This window comes from Pontibacter ummariensis (assembly GCF_900188175.1).
GTDB classification, from domain to species: Bacteria; Bacteroidota; Bacteroidia; order Cytophagales; family Hymenobacteraceae; genus Pontibacter; species Pontibacter ummariensis.
Map to the genome: position 1 here is coordinate 59,303 of NZ_FZOQ01000027.1, position 16,900 is coordinate 76,202.

A 16,900-nucleotide genomic window follows, 5' to 3' on the forward strand; every position below is an offset into this window, starting at 1 on the left:
TGTAGCAGCGGAGGCAAAGGTTGCCTGGCCTTAAAAAATAAATCCCTTGCCTAAAGGAGACTGGCAAGGGATTTATTTTTTCATGATGCTATTCCGGAACGCTCGGTACTTCTGGTGCCTCAGGGGCGTCTGGCGCTGAGGGCACAACTACGTGCTCCTGCTCAGTTACCGGCTCTTCCACCATATAGGCTTTCGCAATGCCCATCATGGTAGTGATACCAAGCAACACAACAATCAGTAGCCCAAGCAAAAGTTTATTACTGGTTTTCATTTTATGACGTTTTAATGTTGATAGATAACACCTGCTTAAACACTTGCCCCTGAGTACTTCGAAAAGTACGCCTTCAGGTCCTCGAAGGAGAGCCCAAGCAGTTGCATGGTTTTGAAGAACACGGGTAGGTCTTCCTCTATGAACTGCTCTTTTTTCAGGGCAATGGTCTTTTCAAGACCGTCATCTGCCAAAAAGTAGCCGATTCCTCTTTTGTTATAGATGATACCTTTCTCTTGCAGGTAATTGAATGTTCGCATAGTCGTGTTTGGGTTTACCTCAAACTCTACTGCCATATCCCGGATAGAGGGGATCTTATCGCCGCTGGCCCACTTCCCTTTCAGGATGTTCTCGAAGAAGCGGTTCGCGATCTGTAGATATATAGCTTGATTTTCTTTGAATTCCATCTTACACCTGCCTTTCTTTCAGTTTGAAATATGATACTACTAATAGGAACAGTGGCAGCACAAACCAGTAGAGGAACGGTACAACCTCCTTAAAAATAAACTCTGCCGTGCCCTTTAGCTCACTGCCTGGCTCAAGATGGTGATTTCCTCCCCCGAACAAGAGATAACCAAGCCCTCCGGTATAAGCAGCCAGTACCATCGCTATCAGAAATAGCGCCAGTAGCGTCTTAAGAAAGTTATTGCCTCTGAATGCAACAGCACCTAGAAAGAAGAAGGTTTGGGTTACCATAAAACTGCCAACCATTCTGAGCAGGTCACCGTTTGCCAGCCCTGGCAGGCGCGCCGGTTGTCCTGCTACTGTGGCACTGGCAAAAGTCAGGATAAAGACACTGGCCAAGGCCGTTACCAGGAAAACAGGAGCTACAAGCAGCCATGCCCCCACCAGCTTCTCAAGAGTAGAGACGGGCAGGGTCAGAAAAGCATAGCTTTGCTGAGGCGAATTCATTTCGTTATAGATCTTGCTCGTAAAGATGAAGCCACCGAGGAACAGCACCACCAGGTAAAGAGGCACCAAGTTCTCCACAGCCTCTGGGTTAAAATAGGCTACCAGGCCGGATATTACCAGCAGCACGCCCACGATAGCAACAACGGCTATCCACATCGAGCTAATGTTCATGTACAGCTGCCGCTTCATAAAGTGGCCAAGCCGTGTCAGGTCAAATTCTGTATTCATGGTTTTATTTTGTACTAATGGTTAGGATTACGGTGTCGTTTACAATGCCCTTTAGCACTAACTCCAAAGGGTAGGTATAGTCTATGTCCCTGGTCTCGACCAATACTGCACAACCGACAGCGGCCATCGCAATTAACAGGGAGTTCAGGTTAAAGTTAAGCTGCTCTACAAAGCGGCCTAACCCTTTCAGCTTAGTATTCATAGTTTAGTTTGGCAAATTGTTCGTTTATCACAGGGGCGTTCTTTATGATGCCGTTAAACAGCAACTCCAGGTCCACGCGGCTGTCCTGCCCGCTTAGGTTCTTCACAATGCCTGCTTTTCTGCCCTGTAGTTCCTCCGCGTACAGTACCTCCCCTTCCGGTATGCCCGCCAGGTTGTACTCAAAGGCCAGGCGCTCCGAGATAGCCGCAATATTCTGGTTGAAGATGATGTTTCCGTGCTCCAACACCACGATGTTGTCGATCAGGTTCTCCAGGTCGCGCACCTGGTGGGTGGAGATAACAATGATCTTGTCCTCATCCAGCGAGGCAGCCATAATCTTCCGGAACTGGCTCTTCGAAGGGATGTCCAGGCCGTTGGTCGGCTCGTCCAGGATCAGCAGGCGGGCGTTGGTGGCAAGGCCAAAGGCGATCAAAAACTTCTTTTTCTGCCCGTACGACAGCGTAGACAGCTTATCCTCTTCCTGAAGCTCAAACTCCGCAAGATAGGCCTGCAACTGATTATGGCTGAACTTAGAGTAGAAAACTGAATTGATGTTGACAAACGTTGCCAGGCTGATAGGCGGAAGGTTAAACTCCTCCGGCACGAGGTAGATATCCTGCAGCATGGCCGGCTTGCGTGCCGAAGCATCGTACCCAAACACCCGGCACTCGCCGCTGTCGGGATAAAGCAAACCGGAGATAAGCTTTAGCAGCGACGATTTGCCGGCGCCGTTTTTCCCTAACAACCCATAGATAAAGCCGGGCTGCAGGCTTAGGTTCAGGTTCTCGAAGAGCTGCTTCTTCTTTTTGTACCTGAAGTGGATGTCGTTTAATGCTATCATAGTTTCACTTGTTTAGTGTACTAGTTACTTAGTACACTACAAATGTAAAAACAGTTTTGATATCCGCAAACTTTTTCATAAAATATTTTTGCAGTCTTAGAAGATGGACCTGTATAAAAGCAGCAGCGCCACCCCTTGGGGTGGCGCTGCCAACATAATTAACCTTAATTTAAGCGAACCGGAAGCTAGATGTGGATAGCACGGTTCTCCGTAGCGGCCAGACAAGCTTCTTTCATCGCTTCGGCAAAAGTAGGGTGTGCGTGGCTCATACGGGCCACATCCTCGGCAGAAGCACGGAACTCCATAGCCGTTACCGCCTCAGCAATCAGGTCCGCAATACGCGGCCCGATCATGTGCACGCCAAGAATCTCATCTGTCTCTTTATCGGCCAGTACTTTCACGAAACCGTCTGTATCACCCGAGGCCTTCGCACGGCCAGAGGCTTTGAATGGGAACGAACCGGTCTTATAAGCGCGGCCCTGCTCTTTCAGTTGCTCTTCGGTTAAGCCTACCCCTGCCACTTCTGGCCAGGTGTACACCACCCCTGGAATCAGGTTATAGTTGATATGAGGTTTCTGCCCTACGATCTGCTCAGCTACCAGCACACCTTCTTCTTCGGCTTTGTGCGCCAGCATGGCTCCACGCACCACGTCACCAATGGCGTAGATACCCGGCACATTGGTTTCCAGGTGGTCGTTTACGGCAATCATGCCACGCTCGCCCAGCTGCACTCCAGCGTTCTCCAGACCTAAGCCTTCTGTGTATGGCTTGCGGCCTACAGATACCAGCACATAGTCACCTTCAAAGGTAACAGTCTCTCCTTTCGGGTTTTCTGCCGTCACTTTTACGGTTTCGCCTTCATTGGTAGCACCTGTTACTTTATGGCTCATGAAGAAGTCAAACTTCAGCGTCTTCTTCAGGATGCGCTGAAGCTCTTTGCCCAGGGCTCGATCCATCGTCGGGATGATGGAATCCATGTACTCCACCACCTGCACTTTGGTACCCAGGCGCGCGTAAACCGATCCTAACTCCAGGCCAATCACACCGCCACCAATGATGATCAGGTTCTTCGGCACCTCTGTCAGCGACAAAGCCTCTGTAGACGTGATGATACGCTTTTTATCAACTGGCAGGAAAGGTAGGGTAGATGGCTTTGAACCTGTCGCAATGATCGTTTTCTCTGTCTCGATCTCCTGCTCCTTACCGTCTGTACCAGTAACCTTGATCTTGTTCTTGCTAACAAAAGAACCAAGGCCGTAATAGGTATCGATCTTGTTTTTCTTCATCAGGAAGGCAATGCCATCGTTGTTCGACTTTACGACCTCTCCTTTGCGCTTGATCATCTGCTGCAGGTTCACCTGCAGGTTCTCCAGCTCTATGCCGTGATCTTTGAAAGCATGTGCGGCATTGTGGTAGTGCTCTGAAGAGTCGAGCAGGGCTTTAGACGGAATACAGCCTACGTTCAGGCAAGTACCGCCCAGCACATTATACTTCTCTATGATCGCAGTTTTCAGGCCCAGCTGTGCACAACGGATAGCCGCCACATAGCCACCAGGACCAGAACCGATTACGGTTACATCGTATTTCATTCGTTTTATGTTTTAGGAGAGCTTCCTCTCGTTGTTTTGATTTCTCTATAAATGTAAACCCACAACAGAGATACTTCTTACACGATTGTTATCACCCTCCCCCTATAAAGACGGCGCTTCTGCAGTACCTTATTCCCTCCGTAAAGGGGGTAGGGGTGGGTTAAGTATCTCTGGGTTTTACAAAACAAAGGAGGAGCAAACACTTCTGCTTACCCCTCCTTCTCTATTTTATTTTATTATACGCCTAACAGCAATCTCATCGGATCTTCCAGCAGCTCTTTTACTCGAACCAGGAAGCTCACTGACTCACGGCCATCAATGATGCGGTGGTCATAAGAAAGGGCCACGTACATCATTGGGCGAATCTCTACTTGTCCGTTAACAGCGACCGGACGCTGCACAATGTTGTGCATTCCCAAGATAGCTGATTGCGGCGCATTGATGATCGGGGTAGACATCATAGAACCAAACACACCACCGTTAGTGATGGTAAAGGTACCACCTGTCATTTCCTCAATCGACAATTTACCGTCACGGGCCTTTTTCGCCAAACGGATCACCTCTTTCTCAATGCCATCCAGCGTGAGGCTCTCCGCATTACGGATTACCGGCACCACCAGGCCTTTCGGAGAAGAAACAGCAATCGACACATCACAGAAATCGTTAAACACCATCTCGTTTCCATCAATCTGCGCGTTTACTGCCGGCCACTCCTGCAGGGCTACGGTACAGGCTTTCGTGAAGAAAGACATAAAGCCCAGACCTACATCGTGCTTCTCCTTAAACTTCTCCTTGTACTTGGCGCGGATGTCCATGATCGGCTTCATGTCTACCTCGTTGAAGGTAGTAAGCATGGCCGTTTCATTTTTCACCTGCACCAGACGGCGTGCTACTGTCTTGCGCAGGGAGCTCATTTTCTCACGGCGCTGGTTTCTGTCACCAGAAGCAGCCGGAGCCTCAGCAGAAGCTGTTGCCTCTTGCTTTGGAGAAGCAGCGGCTGGTTTAGCAGCTGACTTCTGCGCGTTCTGTGCATCCTCTTTCGTAATACGACCGTCGCGGCCTGTGCCTTGTACATCTGCCGGGTTGATACCCTTTTCAGCAAGGATTTTACCGGCAGCCGGAGACGGAGTACCGGAAGCATAGGTCTGCGCACCAGAGGCTGTAGTAGCAGTAGGCTGCGAAGAGGCTTTTTGGTTAGCTTCTTCCTGCTTAGCAGCAGCCTGGGCATTGGCCTGAGGGGCACCTGCACCCGGCACAATCTTACAGATAGTAGCGCCTATCTCGATGGTGTCGCCCTGCTTTGCCACAATCTCCAGAGTACCTGCCGCCTCAGCCGGTAGCTCGAAGGTAGCCTTATCAGACTCTAGCTCCGCAATTACCTCGTCCATTTCTACGTGGTCGCCATCATTCTTTAGCCAGCTGGCAACCGTCACCTCTGTGATAGACTCCCCAACGGTAGGCACCTTCATTTCTACGGCCTCTCCACCACCTTGTGCGGCAGGAGCTGAAGATGGGGCAGCTGACTGTGAAGCAGCAGCAGGAGCTGAAGGAGCAGCACCTGCTGCACCATTCTCCTCAATCTTGCAAATAGTAGCGCCTACGTCTACCGTATCGCCTTCCTGTGCAACAATACGTAAAATGCCTGCGGCTTCGGCGGGCAGTTCGAATGTGGCTTTGTCAGACTCCAGTTCCGCTATCACCTCATCCATCTCCACACGGTCGCCATCTTTCTTTAGCCATTGGGCTATGGTTACCTCAGTGATCGACTCACCTACGGCAGGCACTTTAACTTCTAAGCTCATATTTTTTAGTCTGTTACGAATTACAAATTAAGAATTACGCATAAAGCAGGCATGATGGACTAAAATAGTTACGGAGAACTACTCATAGCCTACCATGCCTGCCTCATGATTAAATGGAAAAAGCGCGGTCTACCAAGTCTTGCTGCTCTTTCACGTGCACCTTCATATAGCCTGTGGCAGGCGACGCGCTTGCTTTACGCGCAACTACATCCTCTATCTGGCGGCGCATCAAGCGCAGGATATAGGTCCAGGCACCCATGTTCTCTGGTTCTTCCTGTACCCAATAGATCTTCGCGTTCTTGTACTTCTTCAACTCTGCCTCCAACTGCACTTTCGGGAATGGCGCCAGTTGTTCCAGACGGATAATGGCTATGTCTTTGCGTTCACTCTTCTGCTGCTCTTCCAGCAGGTCGAAGTATACCTTGCCAGAGCACAGCAATACCTTCTTCACAGACTTAGCAGTAGCGTAATCGTCACCAATCACCTCTTTAAAGCCTCCGGAAGTAAAGTCTTCTATCGGAGACACCACTGCAGGATGGCGCAGCAGCGACTTAGGCGACATGTTTACAGCCGGCTTGCGGAAAGGCAAGGCCAGCTGGCGGCGCATGAAATGGAAGAAGTTAGCCGGCGTGGTGATATAGGTCACGAAAATATTGTTCTCAGCAGATAACTGCAGGAAGCGTTCCGGACGCGCGTTCGAGTGCTCTGGCCCCTGGCCTTCGTAGCCGTGCGGCAATAGCATCACCAAACCGTTCATCCGCTGCCACTTCGACTCTGTAGCCGTTACGAACTGGTCGATCATTACTTGGGCTCCATTGGCGAAGTCACCGAACTGCGCTTCCCAAATAACCAAAGCATTTGGATTCGCCATGGCATAGCCGAACTCGAAGCCCAACACACCATACTCCGACAACAGGGAGTTGTAGATCTCGAAAGAGCCCTGCCCCTCGCGCATGTGGTTCAGGTTGTTGTAAGGTGCACTGGTCACAGCATCATGCAATACGGCATGACGGTGCGAGAAAGTACCACGCTGCACGTCCTGACCTGAGAAACGAACGATCTTACCATCCAGCAGGATAGAACCGTAAGCCAGCAACTCACCGGCAGCCCAGTTCAACTGCTTCGTCTCAAAGAACATTTCCTTACGCTCTTTGATAAGCTTCTCGATTTGCTTCAGCGGCTTAAACCCTTGCGGCAGTGTAGTCAGGGCCTTGCCTACCTGCTCCACGGCCTCAGCAGAAATGCCTGTCTCAGGCGATTGGTTGAAATCTTCCGGCTTAGACCGGCGCAGCTCCTGCCACTCCAGCTCCATAGACTGGTAGTTGTATGGCAAAGGCTTCTGCTTTACCATGTCCAAGCGGTCCTGCAGCATCTGACGGAACTCCTTATCCATGGTCTTGGCCAGTTCTGCATCTACTGCACCATGGCTGATAAGCTCTTTGTTATATTTCTCACGCGGGTTTGCGTGCTTCGAGATCGTGTTATACAGCTGCGGTTGTGTGAACTTCGGCTCATCCGCCTCGTTGTGGCCATGGCGGCGGTAGCACACCATGTCGATAAAGATATCATTGTTCACCTTCTGGCGGTACTCCATGGCAAAGCGCATAGCAAATACCACCGCCTCCGGATCGTCGCCGTTTACGTGCAGCACAGGGGCATCAATGATCTTCGCAATATCAGTACAGTAGATAGACGAACGGGCATCTTCAAAGTCAGTCGTGAAGCCTACCTGGTTGTTGATCACAAAGTGGATCGTACCACCCGTGTTGTACCCCTCCAGGTTAGACATCTGCGTCACTTCGTACACAATGCCCTGACCTGCCACGGCAGCATCGCCATGTATCAGGATAGGCAGGATTTTGTCTGGGTCTTTGCCATACAGGGTGTCGATTTTAGCGCGCACAAAGCCTTCTACAACCGGATTCACCGCCTCCAAGTGCGATGGGTTTGGTGCCAGCTTTAGGTTTACTTTATTCCCAGACGGAGTGATCACTTCAGAAGAGAAGCCCATGTGGTATTTCACGTCACCATCGCCCATGGTTAAGTCTGGCACGGCTGTTCCCTCAAACTCAGAGAAAATCTGCTCATAGGTCTTGCCCATGATGTTCGCCAATACATTCAGGCGGCCACGGTGCGCCATACCAATCACCACTTCCTCTACGCCTAGTTCTGAGCCTCTGTCGATGATGGCATCCAGCGCCGGAATAGTGGTTTCGCCACCTTCCAAAGAAAAGCGCTTTTGGCCCAGGAACTTCGTGTGCAGGAAATTCTCGAATACGACAGCCTCATTCAGTTTGGAAAGGATGCGCTTCTTGAACTCAATTGAAGGATTGAAATCAAGGGACTCCCGCTCCACTTTTTGCTTGAACCACTCGATCACCTCCGGGTCGCGGATATACATGTACTCGAAACCGATGGTGCCTTCGTAGATCTTCTTCAGGGCCGCATGGATATCACGCAGTGTAGCCGGCCCGATACCGATGATCTCGCCTACCTGAAACACAGTGTCCAGGTCCGCCTCTGTCAGACCAAAGTCTTCCAGATCTAAGCGTGCCTTGCGGTCTTTACGTGAACGGACAGGATTGGTAACAGAGCGCAGGTGACCGCGCATGCGGTAAGACTGAATCAGGTTGCGCACAGCAACCTCTTTCTCTGACTCACTTTGTGCTACGGCACCTTTAGCAGGAGCAGCGGCTACTGTAGTAGTAGCTGCTTCGTGTCCGTTTCCGTTATAGGTTGATGAAAAATCAAATCCCTCAAAAAATTTGCGCCACCCGAACTCTACAGACTCCGGGTCTTGCTGATAAGCTTTGTACAACTCATCAATATAATCGCCGTGCGCGTTAGCGATATAAGTATATTTATCCATAAGGTGTTATGTACTTCTGTGCTACTGTTAAAGGCAAAGTTAGAAGGTTTATCCACAAATCAAATTATGCTAATTCGCATAAACAAATATAACTAAAAATCATACGTATTGGTACTACTTGTACCCTATCGGAGGGTAGCTTGTTACGTAAAAGTACTAGCACTGCATTTAGCGTGTTGTCCTCATCAAAAGCGCAGCTCTATAAGAGTTAGAATTACATCGGTCCTCCGCCTGACACGCCTCGGGGAAGAACACAGAAGAGCTTCACCACAGCTAGTCATGTCTCATCACTAAAACAGCCTGCCAGTTACCATTTCAAGTGCCCCCTCACTTAAAGTTGGCAAATTATACTTTAAAATGCACCCCTTGTCGCTAATCGTAAAAGTTTTATAATAAGGAGGGCAGCAGGCAAGCCCAGCCCAAATGTTACTTTAAGCTGGTTTATTTCCTAGCTAAAACAAGCATTTAAAAGCCACATGCAGATTTTTAATGAGCCACAACAGTCTGTAACAGCACTTTGGCTATGTTACTTCAGAGCCACCTGTTTCCTGTTGTCTTAATTAACTGCGGCATAGGTTTATGTGTGAAAACAGGCACGATCAAGTTCCACTGGAGGAAGGGAACAGGGAGTGCCCATATACACCACATGAAAGGCAGGTCGGGATGTATAGCTATTTGTTGGAAGAATTATCAAAAGCCATTGGAGCGAGGCTGCTGGTTAGGTTTGATTACAAGGGTGAGTCTTTTACCGTAGAGCCGCACCTGCTCGGGCGCAACCACAGCAATGAAGACTGCCTTTGCGGCTGGCTTACGACCCACACCGCCGAAGACGGGCAAGAAGGATGGTACTGCTTTTTGTTTAGCCACATAAAGAACCTGGATCTGTTGGAAGACAGATTTAGCAAGAAACGCCCGGGCTATGACCCTTACGACAGCAACATGAGCCGTATCTACTACCGCTTTTAACCGGAAGCCGGTCCCCTATGCGCAAGCCTCTCCGAGTTATGAAAACAGCCTGATTCAGGCAAACAGGGGCCTCTCACGGTAAAGCAAACTATGTTTATCAAAAACGTGTTATGCCAGTGCACCTCCGGCAAGCATAACATTGGCAAAGAAAAGAGCTAGAAAGTATAAAAAGCAGGAACCCCTGACTGTCCGGGAGAAAATAAGCCGCTACATGCGTGGCAATAAGTCCAGGGACACCCGGCCGGAACTGCGGCTGCGGCAAGCCCTTTGGCAGGGCGGGCTGCGCGGCTACCGGGTGCACTGGCCAAAGGCACCGGGCAAGCCGGACGTCTGCTACCCTGGTCGCAGATTGGCTATTTTCGTACATGGCTGCTTCTGGCACCGGTGCCCCTACTGCCAGCATAACCTCCCCAAAACCAACCTCACCTTCTGGCAAGACAAGTTTGAGAAGAACGTAGTGCGCGACGCCAGGTACAAACAACTCTACCGGGAGGCAGGGTGGCAACGCGTCATCATCTGGGAGTGCCAGTTGCAGCAGAACCTGGAAGGATGCCTTATATTGATTCGTGCCCTGCACCGTGGCGTACCAGCCATCTGGCAAGTAGCCGCTTGATTTGTAGCCTTTACTTTTGCCCGTATTAAAAAAGCCTTAATTTGGAGTTAGATATACCAGACGCAATTCATATGAGAAAACATATCCCGCTACTCGGCCTGTTAGGCTTACTAACGGCAAGTTGCAGCGAAAACGCCCGCCAAGTGGCTGATACAGATGCCGCCCTAGTAGCAGAAGCAGACAGTGCAAATGTACAGCCTGCCCTGCAAAGCATTAATGCGGCCGACCTCCTAAGCCATACTACTGTATTGGCCTCGGATGCATTCGAGGGGCGTGCCCCAGGCACCGCCGGTGAAGACTCTACCGTTAATTACCTTGTTCGCCAATTTAGGCAACTAGGCCTGCAGCCAGGCAACCCCGACAGCACTTACGTGCAAAAAGTACCGATGTTTGGCTACACTCCTCAGCCCGAAGCCTCTATCACAGCAGGAGGGAAGCAGATCAAGCTTGACTTCCCCAAGGACTACGTGGCTGTGTCGCGCCGCTTCGTACCTGAGATTGACATAAACGACTCTGAGATGGTCTTCGTGGGCTACGGTGTTGTAGCACCTGAGTATGGCTGGGATGACTACAAAGGCTTGGACGTGAAAGGCAAAACGATTGTGATGCTCGTAAACGACCCGCCGATTCCGGACCCTAATACCCCTGGCCAATTAGACAGCACCATGTTTGGGGGCAAGGCCATGACCTACTATGGCCGCTGGACTTATAAATATGAGATTGCCGCTGAAAAAGGCGCCGCCGCCGCCATCATTATTCACGAGACAGGCCCCGCAGGGTATCCTTATGAGGTTATATCAGGCAGCCACAGCCGGGAAGGCTTTGACATCAGCAGTGCGAACAAGAACATGGACCGCGCTGCTGTAGAGGCATGGATCACCACCGACAAAGCGAAAGAGGTCTTTTCGGCTTTAGGAAAAGACTTTGAGCAGCTGAAGCAGGCAGCCAGGCAACAGGACTTTGAGCCTGTGCCCCTTAATGCCACAGCTGATTTTAGCATCCAGAATAAGCTGCGCGAGGTACAGTCGCAGAATGTGATTGCCAAGTTGGAGGGCTCCGATCCGGAGCTTAAAAAGGAGTACGTAGTCTATACCGCCCATTGGGACCACTTGGGCAAGGACCCAAGCCTGGCAGGTGACCAGGTATATAACGGTGCCTTGGATAATGCCACGGGAACTGCCGCTTTGTTAGAGCTTGCCGAGGCATTTAGCAAGATGGAAACAAAGCCTAAACGTTCCATTCTCTTCTTGGCCGTAACTGCCGAAGAAAAAGGTCTACTTGGCTCTAAGTACTATGCCAATAACCCGCTTTACCCACTGGAGAAGACAGTAGCTAACATCAACATGGATGTGCTGAATGCCTATGGCCCGACAGAGGACGTAGTGGTAATAGGGTATGGAAACTCTACACTGGAAGACGTACTAGCAGAGGCTGCTGCTACCCAGAACCGCCGGATTGTACCGGAGGCAACACCCGAGAAAGGCTCTTTTTATCGCTCTGACCACTTTGAGTTTGCCAAGCAGGGCGTGCCGGCGCTTTATGCCAAGTCCGGGGTGATTGCCCGGGGTAAACCTGCCGACTTCGTACAGAAGTGGAGCGAAAATTATACGGCTAACGACTACCACAAGCTTTCAGACGAAGTCCGTGAGGACTGGAACCTGGAGGGGGCTGTTGAGGACCTACAGCTTTTCCTGTTAGTTGGAAACAAAGTAGCGAATACAGAAAAGCTCCCTGAATGGAAGCCCGGCACCGAGTTTAAGGCTAAACGCGAGGCCATGCTATCCTCCTCAGCAGGTACAGAATAATTGCATAAAAGCATTTCTACAACACGTGTAAAACCAAAAAGCCTCCTGCCTAGTTACGGACAGGAGGCTTTTGTTTCTGATTATTTTTACCCTATTCTGCTACTCTATAGTAGAGGTTTGTTAAAGCAATTGTGTATTCACCGGGAGTTGGATCATAACTAACGGTATAGCTTTTAGGGTAGTAGCCAGACTGCTGCACTTTAGCAGGCTGCGGCACTATTGCCTCTTCTACTATATTCGGTGCCAGCCCCTGTAGATACTCTAAGGTTAACATTGGCTCATAGAAGATTACTTTATTTTGATACTCTCCGAAAATAAAGGTTTTGGTAAATTCTTCTTCATGCATTATTTCCGGAGAGTGTGAGTTTATCCAATGTACTCCCATTCCCGGAATAGACATTCCTCCAAACAGGTGGTCCTTTGGTATGTAGTTCGCCTGAAAGTCTTCCGAAAGGGTTTGTTCCCCTCCTGGTATAGCTGCCCGCTCTTCATTGCTTATCATATAAAAGTGCACATCGAAGTGTGGCTTTTCATACATGTTTGGCCCATGCCCTGCCGGGTTCCAATCCAACATCACTGTCTGGAAGGGTGTTGCCTCTACCTGTTTGGGTAACTGCAGGTTGTATATTGTCATTTCATCAGGCAAACTCGCCGCAGCTTTAGATGACATATTTACCCCAATAGCCACTGGTTCACCATTTTTGTTTACTTCCACCCAGGTACGGGCTACCCCTTGTCCTAGTGGGGTGGCTGGCCCATAAAAGGTCTGCGTCTTAATACTCTCATTCTGGCCTTTCCCTTTAGCCTCATGTAAAGAACTTGCTTGTAACACTGCAGGCTCTACCACCTCCTGCTCACTGCATCCAGAAACTAGCATCACGCCAAGTAAATAAAGAGGCAAAGGCAGCGCTTTAGCCCTTTGCAGGATATTCTTTTTCATCATAGTTGTAACTAAATTTATTAAAAATTTATGCATTCAAGCTTTTGTTTGGAGGCTTGCGCTGAAGCTTGTCCCTGTTTTTGATAACAAACCGGTGCAAATGTACTTTTTATAACTTTCACAATAAAATACTTCACTGTGAAGTTGCAGCTAATTTACAAACAGTTTTGTTCCTCTATCCCTCACCCCCATTTTTACTCCGCTAACCTCCTTCTTCACGCTGTTACCTATAGAACAGGTAAATACTTATTGGTCTGCAGGTTACTTGCACATGCGTAGGGTATAAATAAGTACAAAACCAATTTAGTACAGTTATGAAAAAGACATGGAAATTAGCCTCTATAGCATTTGCTCTTTTTGCTTTTACAGCCTGTGGCAACGAAGAAGCTACAGTTACTGAAGAAGAGCCAATTGATGCGACAGAAGAAGTAGAAACTGATATAGAATCAGAAGTCGAGACACAGCCTGATACCGCCGTGTTAGAAGACACTCCCGTTAACGACGGCGTGACAGATGAAGTGGAAGGAGAGCAGCCTATTGAAGGTTATTAATAGTTGTTAACCTACAATCAATCCTAAAAGGAGCCCCTGCTAGTTAACAGGGGCTCCTTTTTTGTCTTCACTATCCCTCAACACTGGCACAAGGCATCTAAAAAGAAAGAAAGTGGAACGCGTATATATGCTCGAAACATTTTTATCTTTAGGAATGGAAAATACAACGCTAACGCACGATGGCGTAACCATAAAGCTGGTGGAGACGGATGCTCAGCTGAAACAAGCGATAGCTGACCTAAGCAAAAGCAAGGAGCTGGCACTGGACTTGGAGTTTGACCAAAACCGCTTTACCTATGGTTTCAACCTGTGCCTTGTTCAAATAACGGATGGGTGTGGCACTTGCTATATCATCGATCCTTTTTCTGTTGATAGTTTACAGCCTCTCTTTCAGCTACTGGAGAACGGGCAGATTACGAAGATTATTCACCACGCCAACAACGACATTCTGCTTCTGGATAAACTCGGTTGTAACATACGTGGCGTAATGGACACCGACGTGGCCGCTAAGATTCTGAACTACGAGCGATCGTCACTGGCTACCGTCATGAAGGAGGAGTTCGATCGGGAGGTGGATAAAACACAGCAGTCGAGTAACTGGAATAAGCGCCCTCTTACAGAAGCACAATTAATCTACGCAGCAATCGATGTAATTTACCTGCACCGTATCAAAAGCAAGCTCGTAAAGGAAATAGAGCAGCAAGGACGTCTTCATTGGCTGGAAGAAGAAAACAGGCTACTGGAGGCCCTAACCTATAGCGAACCGGAAAACCCGCACATGAAACTCCGGCATGCTTATAGGCTTAACCTCTATCAGCAGTATATCCTGAAAGAGCTGTACAGCTTTAGAGATGAAATGGGCCGGCAGTTTAACAAGCCGTCCTCTTATATTATTTCTAATGAAGGGCTTGTTGACCTGGCGAATAACCCTAATACGGACGTGCACGAATGGTTGAACCATACAAAGGGCGTGTACGGAGGGCTTAAAAGGTCGCGTAACGAAAAGCTTTTAAAAGAAACGCTGGAGCAGGCAAAGAAGAAAGCCAAGGAAGAGAACATCAGCCACGAGTATATTAAGAACCACTGGCAACGTCAGCAACGTACACCTGAAACAGAACAGCGGAAAGAGGAGCTCACGCAGATGCAAAAGCGCATTGTAGAAAAGTATGGTGAGTATGCTTCAAAACTAATTATTAACCAAAGCCTCATAACCGACTACAGCCAGACAGGCCATTTGCACTGCACAAAAGCGTATGCTACCGGTATTTTAATGGAAGCAGCCAACGAATTAGGCATAAGCTTACCGCCTCCCACTTTCAGAAACAAAGCAGAAGAATAACAGAAGTTACCCTTACTATCAACATAATAATGAACAGGTTCAGAACTGAACACGATTTTCTTGGAGAAAAGGAGATACCAAACGAGGTCTACTACGGGATACAAACAGCGCGTGCACTCGATAACTTTCACATAACTGGCATTCCTGTTTCTAAAGAACCACTGTTTATTCAGGCTTTCGGATATGTAAAAAAGGCAGCTGCCATGGCAAACCGCGACTGCGGCGTACTGGCACCAGAAATTGCGGACGCAATTTGCAAAGCCTGCGACAAACTCATAGCCGGCGAGTACCTCGATCAGTTTGTGACCGACATCATACAAGGCGGTGCAGGCACCTCTGTTAACATGAATGTGAATGAAGTGGTCGCCAACCTGGCTTTAGAGATGTTGGGCCATCAGAAAGGTGAGTACCAGCATGTGCACCCAAACAACCATGTTAACTTTTCTCAGTCTACAAACGATGCCTATCCTACAGCCTTCCGGCTCGCTTTATACCGAAAGATAGAGCATTACGTAGAGAGCCTCGAAAACCTGCAGCAGGCTTTTGCCAAAAAGGGAGAGGAGTTTAAGAACGTACTTAAAATGGGGCGTACGCAGTTACAGGATGCTGTCCCAATGACTTTAGGTGCCGAGTTCCATGGCTATGCTACTACCATTAAGGAAGACATTCTCCGCTTGAATGAGGCAAAGATGTTGATCTGCGAGGTAAACATGGGAGCTACCGCAATAGGAACCTCTATCAATGCCCCTGAGGGATATCCACAAATCGTGACAGATCATATACGAGAACTAACTGGTATTCCTGTAACACTTGCAGAGGACTTGATAGAAGCTACTTGCGACACGGGAGCTTATGTTCAGGTATCCGGAGTGTTGAAGCGGTCGGCTGTTAAGATCTCCAAGATTTGTAATGATCTTCGTTTGTTATCCTCTGGCCCACGAGCAGGCATCAATGAGATAAACCTCCCCAGGATGCAGCCTGGCTCTTCTATTATGCCGGGCAAAGTGAACCCGGTTATCCCGGAAGTTGTGAATCAAACGGCATTTTATGTGATCGGAAACGACATGACGGTTACGATGGCTGCAGAAGCCGGTCAGTTACAACTGAACGTGATGGAACCAGTAATTGCCTTCAGCCTCTTTAGCTCTTTTACTTATATGTCTAACGCCTGCTATACGCTGCAAGAGAAATGTGTGGACGGCATTACAGCAAATGAGGAGCTTTGTAAGCAAATGGTAATGAACAGTATCGGCATTGTAACAGCATTAAACCCCATACTAGGCTACGAAGTAGCTTCCTCTATAGCGAAGGAGGCCTTGGCTACAGGAAAATCCATACACGAAATCACCGTATTAGAGCGTGGTCTGATAACGCAGGCAAAATGGGATGAAGTGTTCTCTATAGAAAACTTAATAAACCCAAAGTTTATCAACCAATAACTGTTAATAACTTTACAACTGAGAAAAAAAGAAGCCCGGAACATTCCAGGGCTTCTTTTTTACGTTATGCCAATCCGTGTGCTTAACGCTTCTTATCGGCTAATATTAACTACATCTTACCTCTCCTTATCTCTGTAAAGCGCTTCTCTCCCTTGCTGCAGGCAGCCTGGTCTTCGTGGTGGTGAAGCTGGACAAGCTGCTGTTTAAGCGGTAGGAAACTCTTGGAAAGAGGTTGTTGGGGGCGGAAAAGCCTCTCCTGCGCTGCTCAAACAACTCCCCTGCCGTTTCGAGTGAGCGGGAAAGCTACCGGGGATTCTGTTTAGCCCCATAAGGGATGAGATGACAAAAGAGGAGTGCCGCGTCTGAAGAACACCAGAAAGGCCCTTCCCGAGTGGCTATAAAAGCAAGCACCCCCTGCCGCTTTGGCGGAGGGGGTGCCTGGGTTGTTGGGGTTGGCGGCCACCTACTCTCCCGGCTGTGACACCAGTACCATCGGCGCGTCCGGGCTTAACTTCTCTGTTCGGGATGGGAAGAGG

At 49.0% G+C, this 16,900-nt stretch carries 15 protein-coding genes and 1 rRNA gene; 6 read left to right on the forward strand and 10 right to left on the reverse strand.

Going from position 1 to position 16,900, the window contains the following annotated elements:
- Positions 1-88: 88 nt before the first annotated feature.
- The 8 genes from CHB92_RS21375 to CHB92_RS21410 all read right to left on the reverse strand — a co-directional run bounded on the left by CHB92_RS21375 (position 89) and on the right by CHB92_RS21410 (position 8,711).
- Complete coding sequence (locus CHB92_RS21375) at positions 89-271, reverse strand: hypothetical protein (protein ID WP_089321279.1); 183 nt, start codon at positions 269-271, stop codon at positions 89-91.
- Between the two features lie 35 nt (positions 272-306).
- Positions 307-675: a GntR family transcriptional regulator gene (locus CHB92_RS21380; protein WP_089321280.1), complete on the reverse strand. Its 369-nt coding sequence runs from the start codon at positions 673-675 to the stop codon at positions 307-309.
- A 1-nt stretch (position 676) separates the two neighbouring features.
- Entirely contained in the window at positions 677-1,408 is a 732-nt protein-coding gene (locus CHB92_RS21385) for a hypothetical protein (RefSeq protein ID WP_089321281.1), read from the reverse strand.
- A 4-nt stretch (positions 1,409-1,412) separates the two neighbouring features.
- A complete protein-coding gene (locus CHB92_RS21390; RefSeq protein ID WP_089321282.1) occupies positions 1,413-1,610 on the reverse strand; it encodes a hypothetical protein in 198 nt (65 codons plus the stop codon).
- On the reverse strand, positions 1,600-2,451 hold the full coding sequence (locus tag CHB92_RS21395) for an ABC transporter ATP-binding protein (protein ID WP_089321283.1): 852 nt from the start codon (positions 2,449-2,451) through the stop codon (positions 1,600-1,602). Before CHB92_RS21395 ends, CHB92_RS21390 begins: the two co-directional genes overlap by 11 nt.
- Positions 2,452-2,636: 185 nt before the next feature.
- Complete coding sequence (gene lpdA, locus CHB92_RS21400) at positions 2,637-4,040, reverse strand: dihydrolipoyl dehydrogenase (protein WP_089321284.1); 1,404 nt, start codon at positions 4,038-4,040, stop codon at positions 2,637-2,639.
- A gap of 236 nt (positions 4,041-4,276) precedes the next feature.
- Entirely contained in the window at positions 4,277-5,842 is a 1,566-nt protein-coding gene (odhB, locus tag CHB92_RS21405; protein ID WP_089321285.1) for a 2-oxoglutarate dehydrogenase complex dihydrolipoyllysine-residue succinyltransferase, read from the reverse strand.
- A 109-nt stretch (positions 5,843-5,951) separates the two neighbouring features.
- The gene (locus tag CHB92_RS21410) at positions 5,952-8,711 is read right to left on the reverse strand and encodes a 2-oxoglutarate dehydrogenase E1 component (protein ID WP_089321286.1); all 2,760 of its coding nucleotides are present in this window, start codon (positions 8,709-8,711) and stop codon (positions 5,952-5,954) included.
- Positions 8,712-9,389: 678 nt separating this feature from the next.
- Here CHB92_RS21410 and CHB92_RS21415 point away from each other — a divergent pair.
- The 3 genes from CHB92_RS21415 (at position 9,390) to CHB92_RS21425 (ending at position 12,095) form a co-directional block, all read left to right on the forward strand.
- A complete protein-coding gene (locus CHB92_RS21415) occupies positions 9,390-9,677 on the forward strand; it encodes a WYL domain-containing protein (RefSeq protein ID WP_144266360.1) in 288 nt (95 codons plus the stop codon).
- Positions 9,678-9,816: 139 nt separating this feature from the next.
- On the forward strand, positions 9,817-10,290 hold the full coding sequence (locus CHB92_RS21420) for a very short patch repair endonuclease (protein ID WP_245842784.1): 474 nt from the start codon (positions 9,817-9,819) through the stop codon (positions 10,288-10,290).
- Positions 10,291-10,361: 71 nt separating this feature from the next.
- Positions 10,362-12,095: a M28 family metallopeptidase gene (locus CHB92_RS21425; RefSeq protein WP_089321299.1), complete on the forward strand. Its 1,734-nt coding sequence runs from the start codon at positions 10,362-10,364 to the stop codon at positions 12,093-12,095.
- A 91-nt stretch (positions 12,096-12,186) separates the two neighbouring features.
- Here CHB92_RS21425 and CHB92_RS21430 read toward each other — a convergent pair whose 3' ends face one another.
- Complete coding sequence (locus CHB92_RS21430) at positions 12,187-13,038, reverse strand: DUF5602 domain-containing protein (RefSeq protein ID WP_089321288.1); 852 nt, start codon at positions 13,036-13,038, stop codon at positions 12,187-12,189.
- Between the two features lie 311 nt (positions 13,039-13,349).
- Between CHB92_RS21430 and CHB92_RS21435 the strand changes: the two genes are divergently transcribed.
- The 3 genes from CHB92_RS21435 (at position 13,350) to aspA (ending at position 16,364) form a co-directional block, all read left to right on the forward strand.
- Positions 13,350-13,586: a hypothetical protein gene (locus CHB92_RS21435; RefSeq protein WP_089321289.1), complete on the forward strand. Its 237-nt coding sequence runs from the start codon at positions 13,350-13,352 to the stop codon at positions 13,584-13,586.
- A gap of 154 nt (positions 13,587-13,740) precedes the next feature.
- Positions 13,741-14,925: a ribonuclease D gene (locus tag CHB92_RS21440; RefSeq protein WP_089321290.1), complete on the forward strand. Its 1,185-nt coding sequence runs from the start codon at positions 13,741-13,743 to the stop codon at positions 14,923-14,925.
- Positions 14,926-14,954: 29 nt separating this feature from the next.
- On the forward strand, positions 14,955-16,364 hold the full coding sequence (aspA, locus tag CHB92_RS21445; protein WP_089321291.1) for an aspartate ammonia-lyase: 1,410 nt from the start codon (positions 14,955-14,957) through the stop codon (positions 16,362-16,364).
- A gap of 450 nt (positions 16,365-16,814) precedes the next feature.
- On the opposite strand, the gene rrf is transcribed toward aspA, so the two are convergent.
- Positions 16,815-16,900: ribosomal RNA gene (gene rrf / locus CHB92_RS21450) — 5S ribosomal RNA — on the reverse strand; the annotation flags it as partial.

Coding starts and splice junctions, on each gene's coding strand:
- CHB92_RS21375 (WP_089321279.1), bottom strand. CDS start 271: ATGAAAACCAGTAATAAACTTTTGCTTGGGCTACTGATTGTTGTGTTG.
- CHB92_RS21380 (WP_089321280.1), bottom strand. CDS start 675: ATGGAATTCAAAGAAAATCAAGCTATATATCTACAGATCGCGAACCGC.
- CHB92_RS21385 (WP_089321281.1), bottom strand. CDS start 1,408: ATGAATACAGAATTTGACCTGACACGGCTTGGCCACTTTATGAAGCGG.
- CHB92_RS21390 (WP_089321282.1), bottom strand. CDS start 1,610: ATGAATACTAAGCTGAAAGGGTTAGGCCGCTTTGTAGAGCAGCTTAAC.
- CHB92_RS21395 (WP_089321283.1), bottom strand. CDS start 2,451: ATGATAGCATTAAACGACATCCACTTCAGGTACAAAAAGAAGAAGCAG.
- lpdA (WP_089321284.1), bottom strand. CDS start 4,040: ATGAAATACGATGTAACCGTAATCGGTTCTGGTCCTGGTGGCTATGTG.
- odhB (WP_089321285.1), bottom strand. CDS start 5,842: ATGAGCTTAGAAGTTAAAGTGCCTGCCGTAGGTGAGTCGATCACTGAG.
- CHB92_RS21410 (WP_089321286.1), bottom strand. CDS start 8,711: ATGGATAAATATACTTATATCGCTAACGCGCACGGCGATTATATTGAT.
- CHB92_RS21425 (WP_089321299.1), top strand. CDS start 10,362: ATGAGAAAACATATCCCGCTACTCGGCCTGTTAGGCTTACTAACGGCA.
- CHB92_RS21430 (WP_089321288.1), bottom strand. CDS start 13,038: ATGATGAAAAAGAATATCCTGCAAAGGGCTAAAGCGCTGCCTTTGCCT.
- CHB92_RS21435 (WP_089321289.1), top strand. CDS start 13,350: ATGAAAAAGACATGGAAATTAGCCTCTATAGCATTTGCTCTTTTTGCT.
- CHB92_RS21440 (WP_089321290.1), top strand. CDS start 13,741: ATGGAAAATACAACGCTAACGCACGATGGCGTAACCATAAAGCTGGTG.
- aspA (WP_089321291.1), top strand. CDS start 14,955: ATGAACAGGTTCAGAACTGAACACGATTTTCTTGGAGAAAAGGAGATA.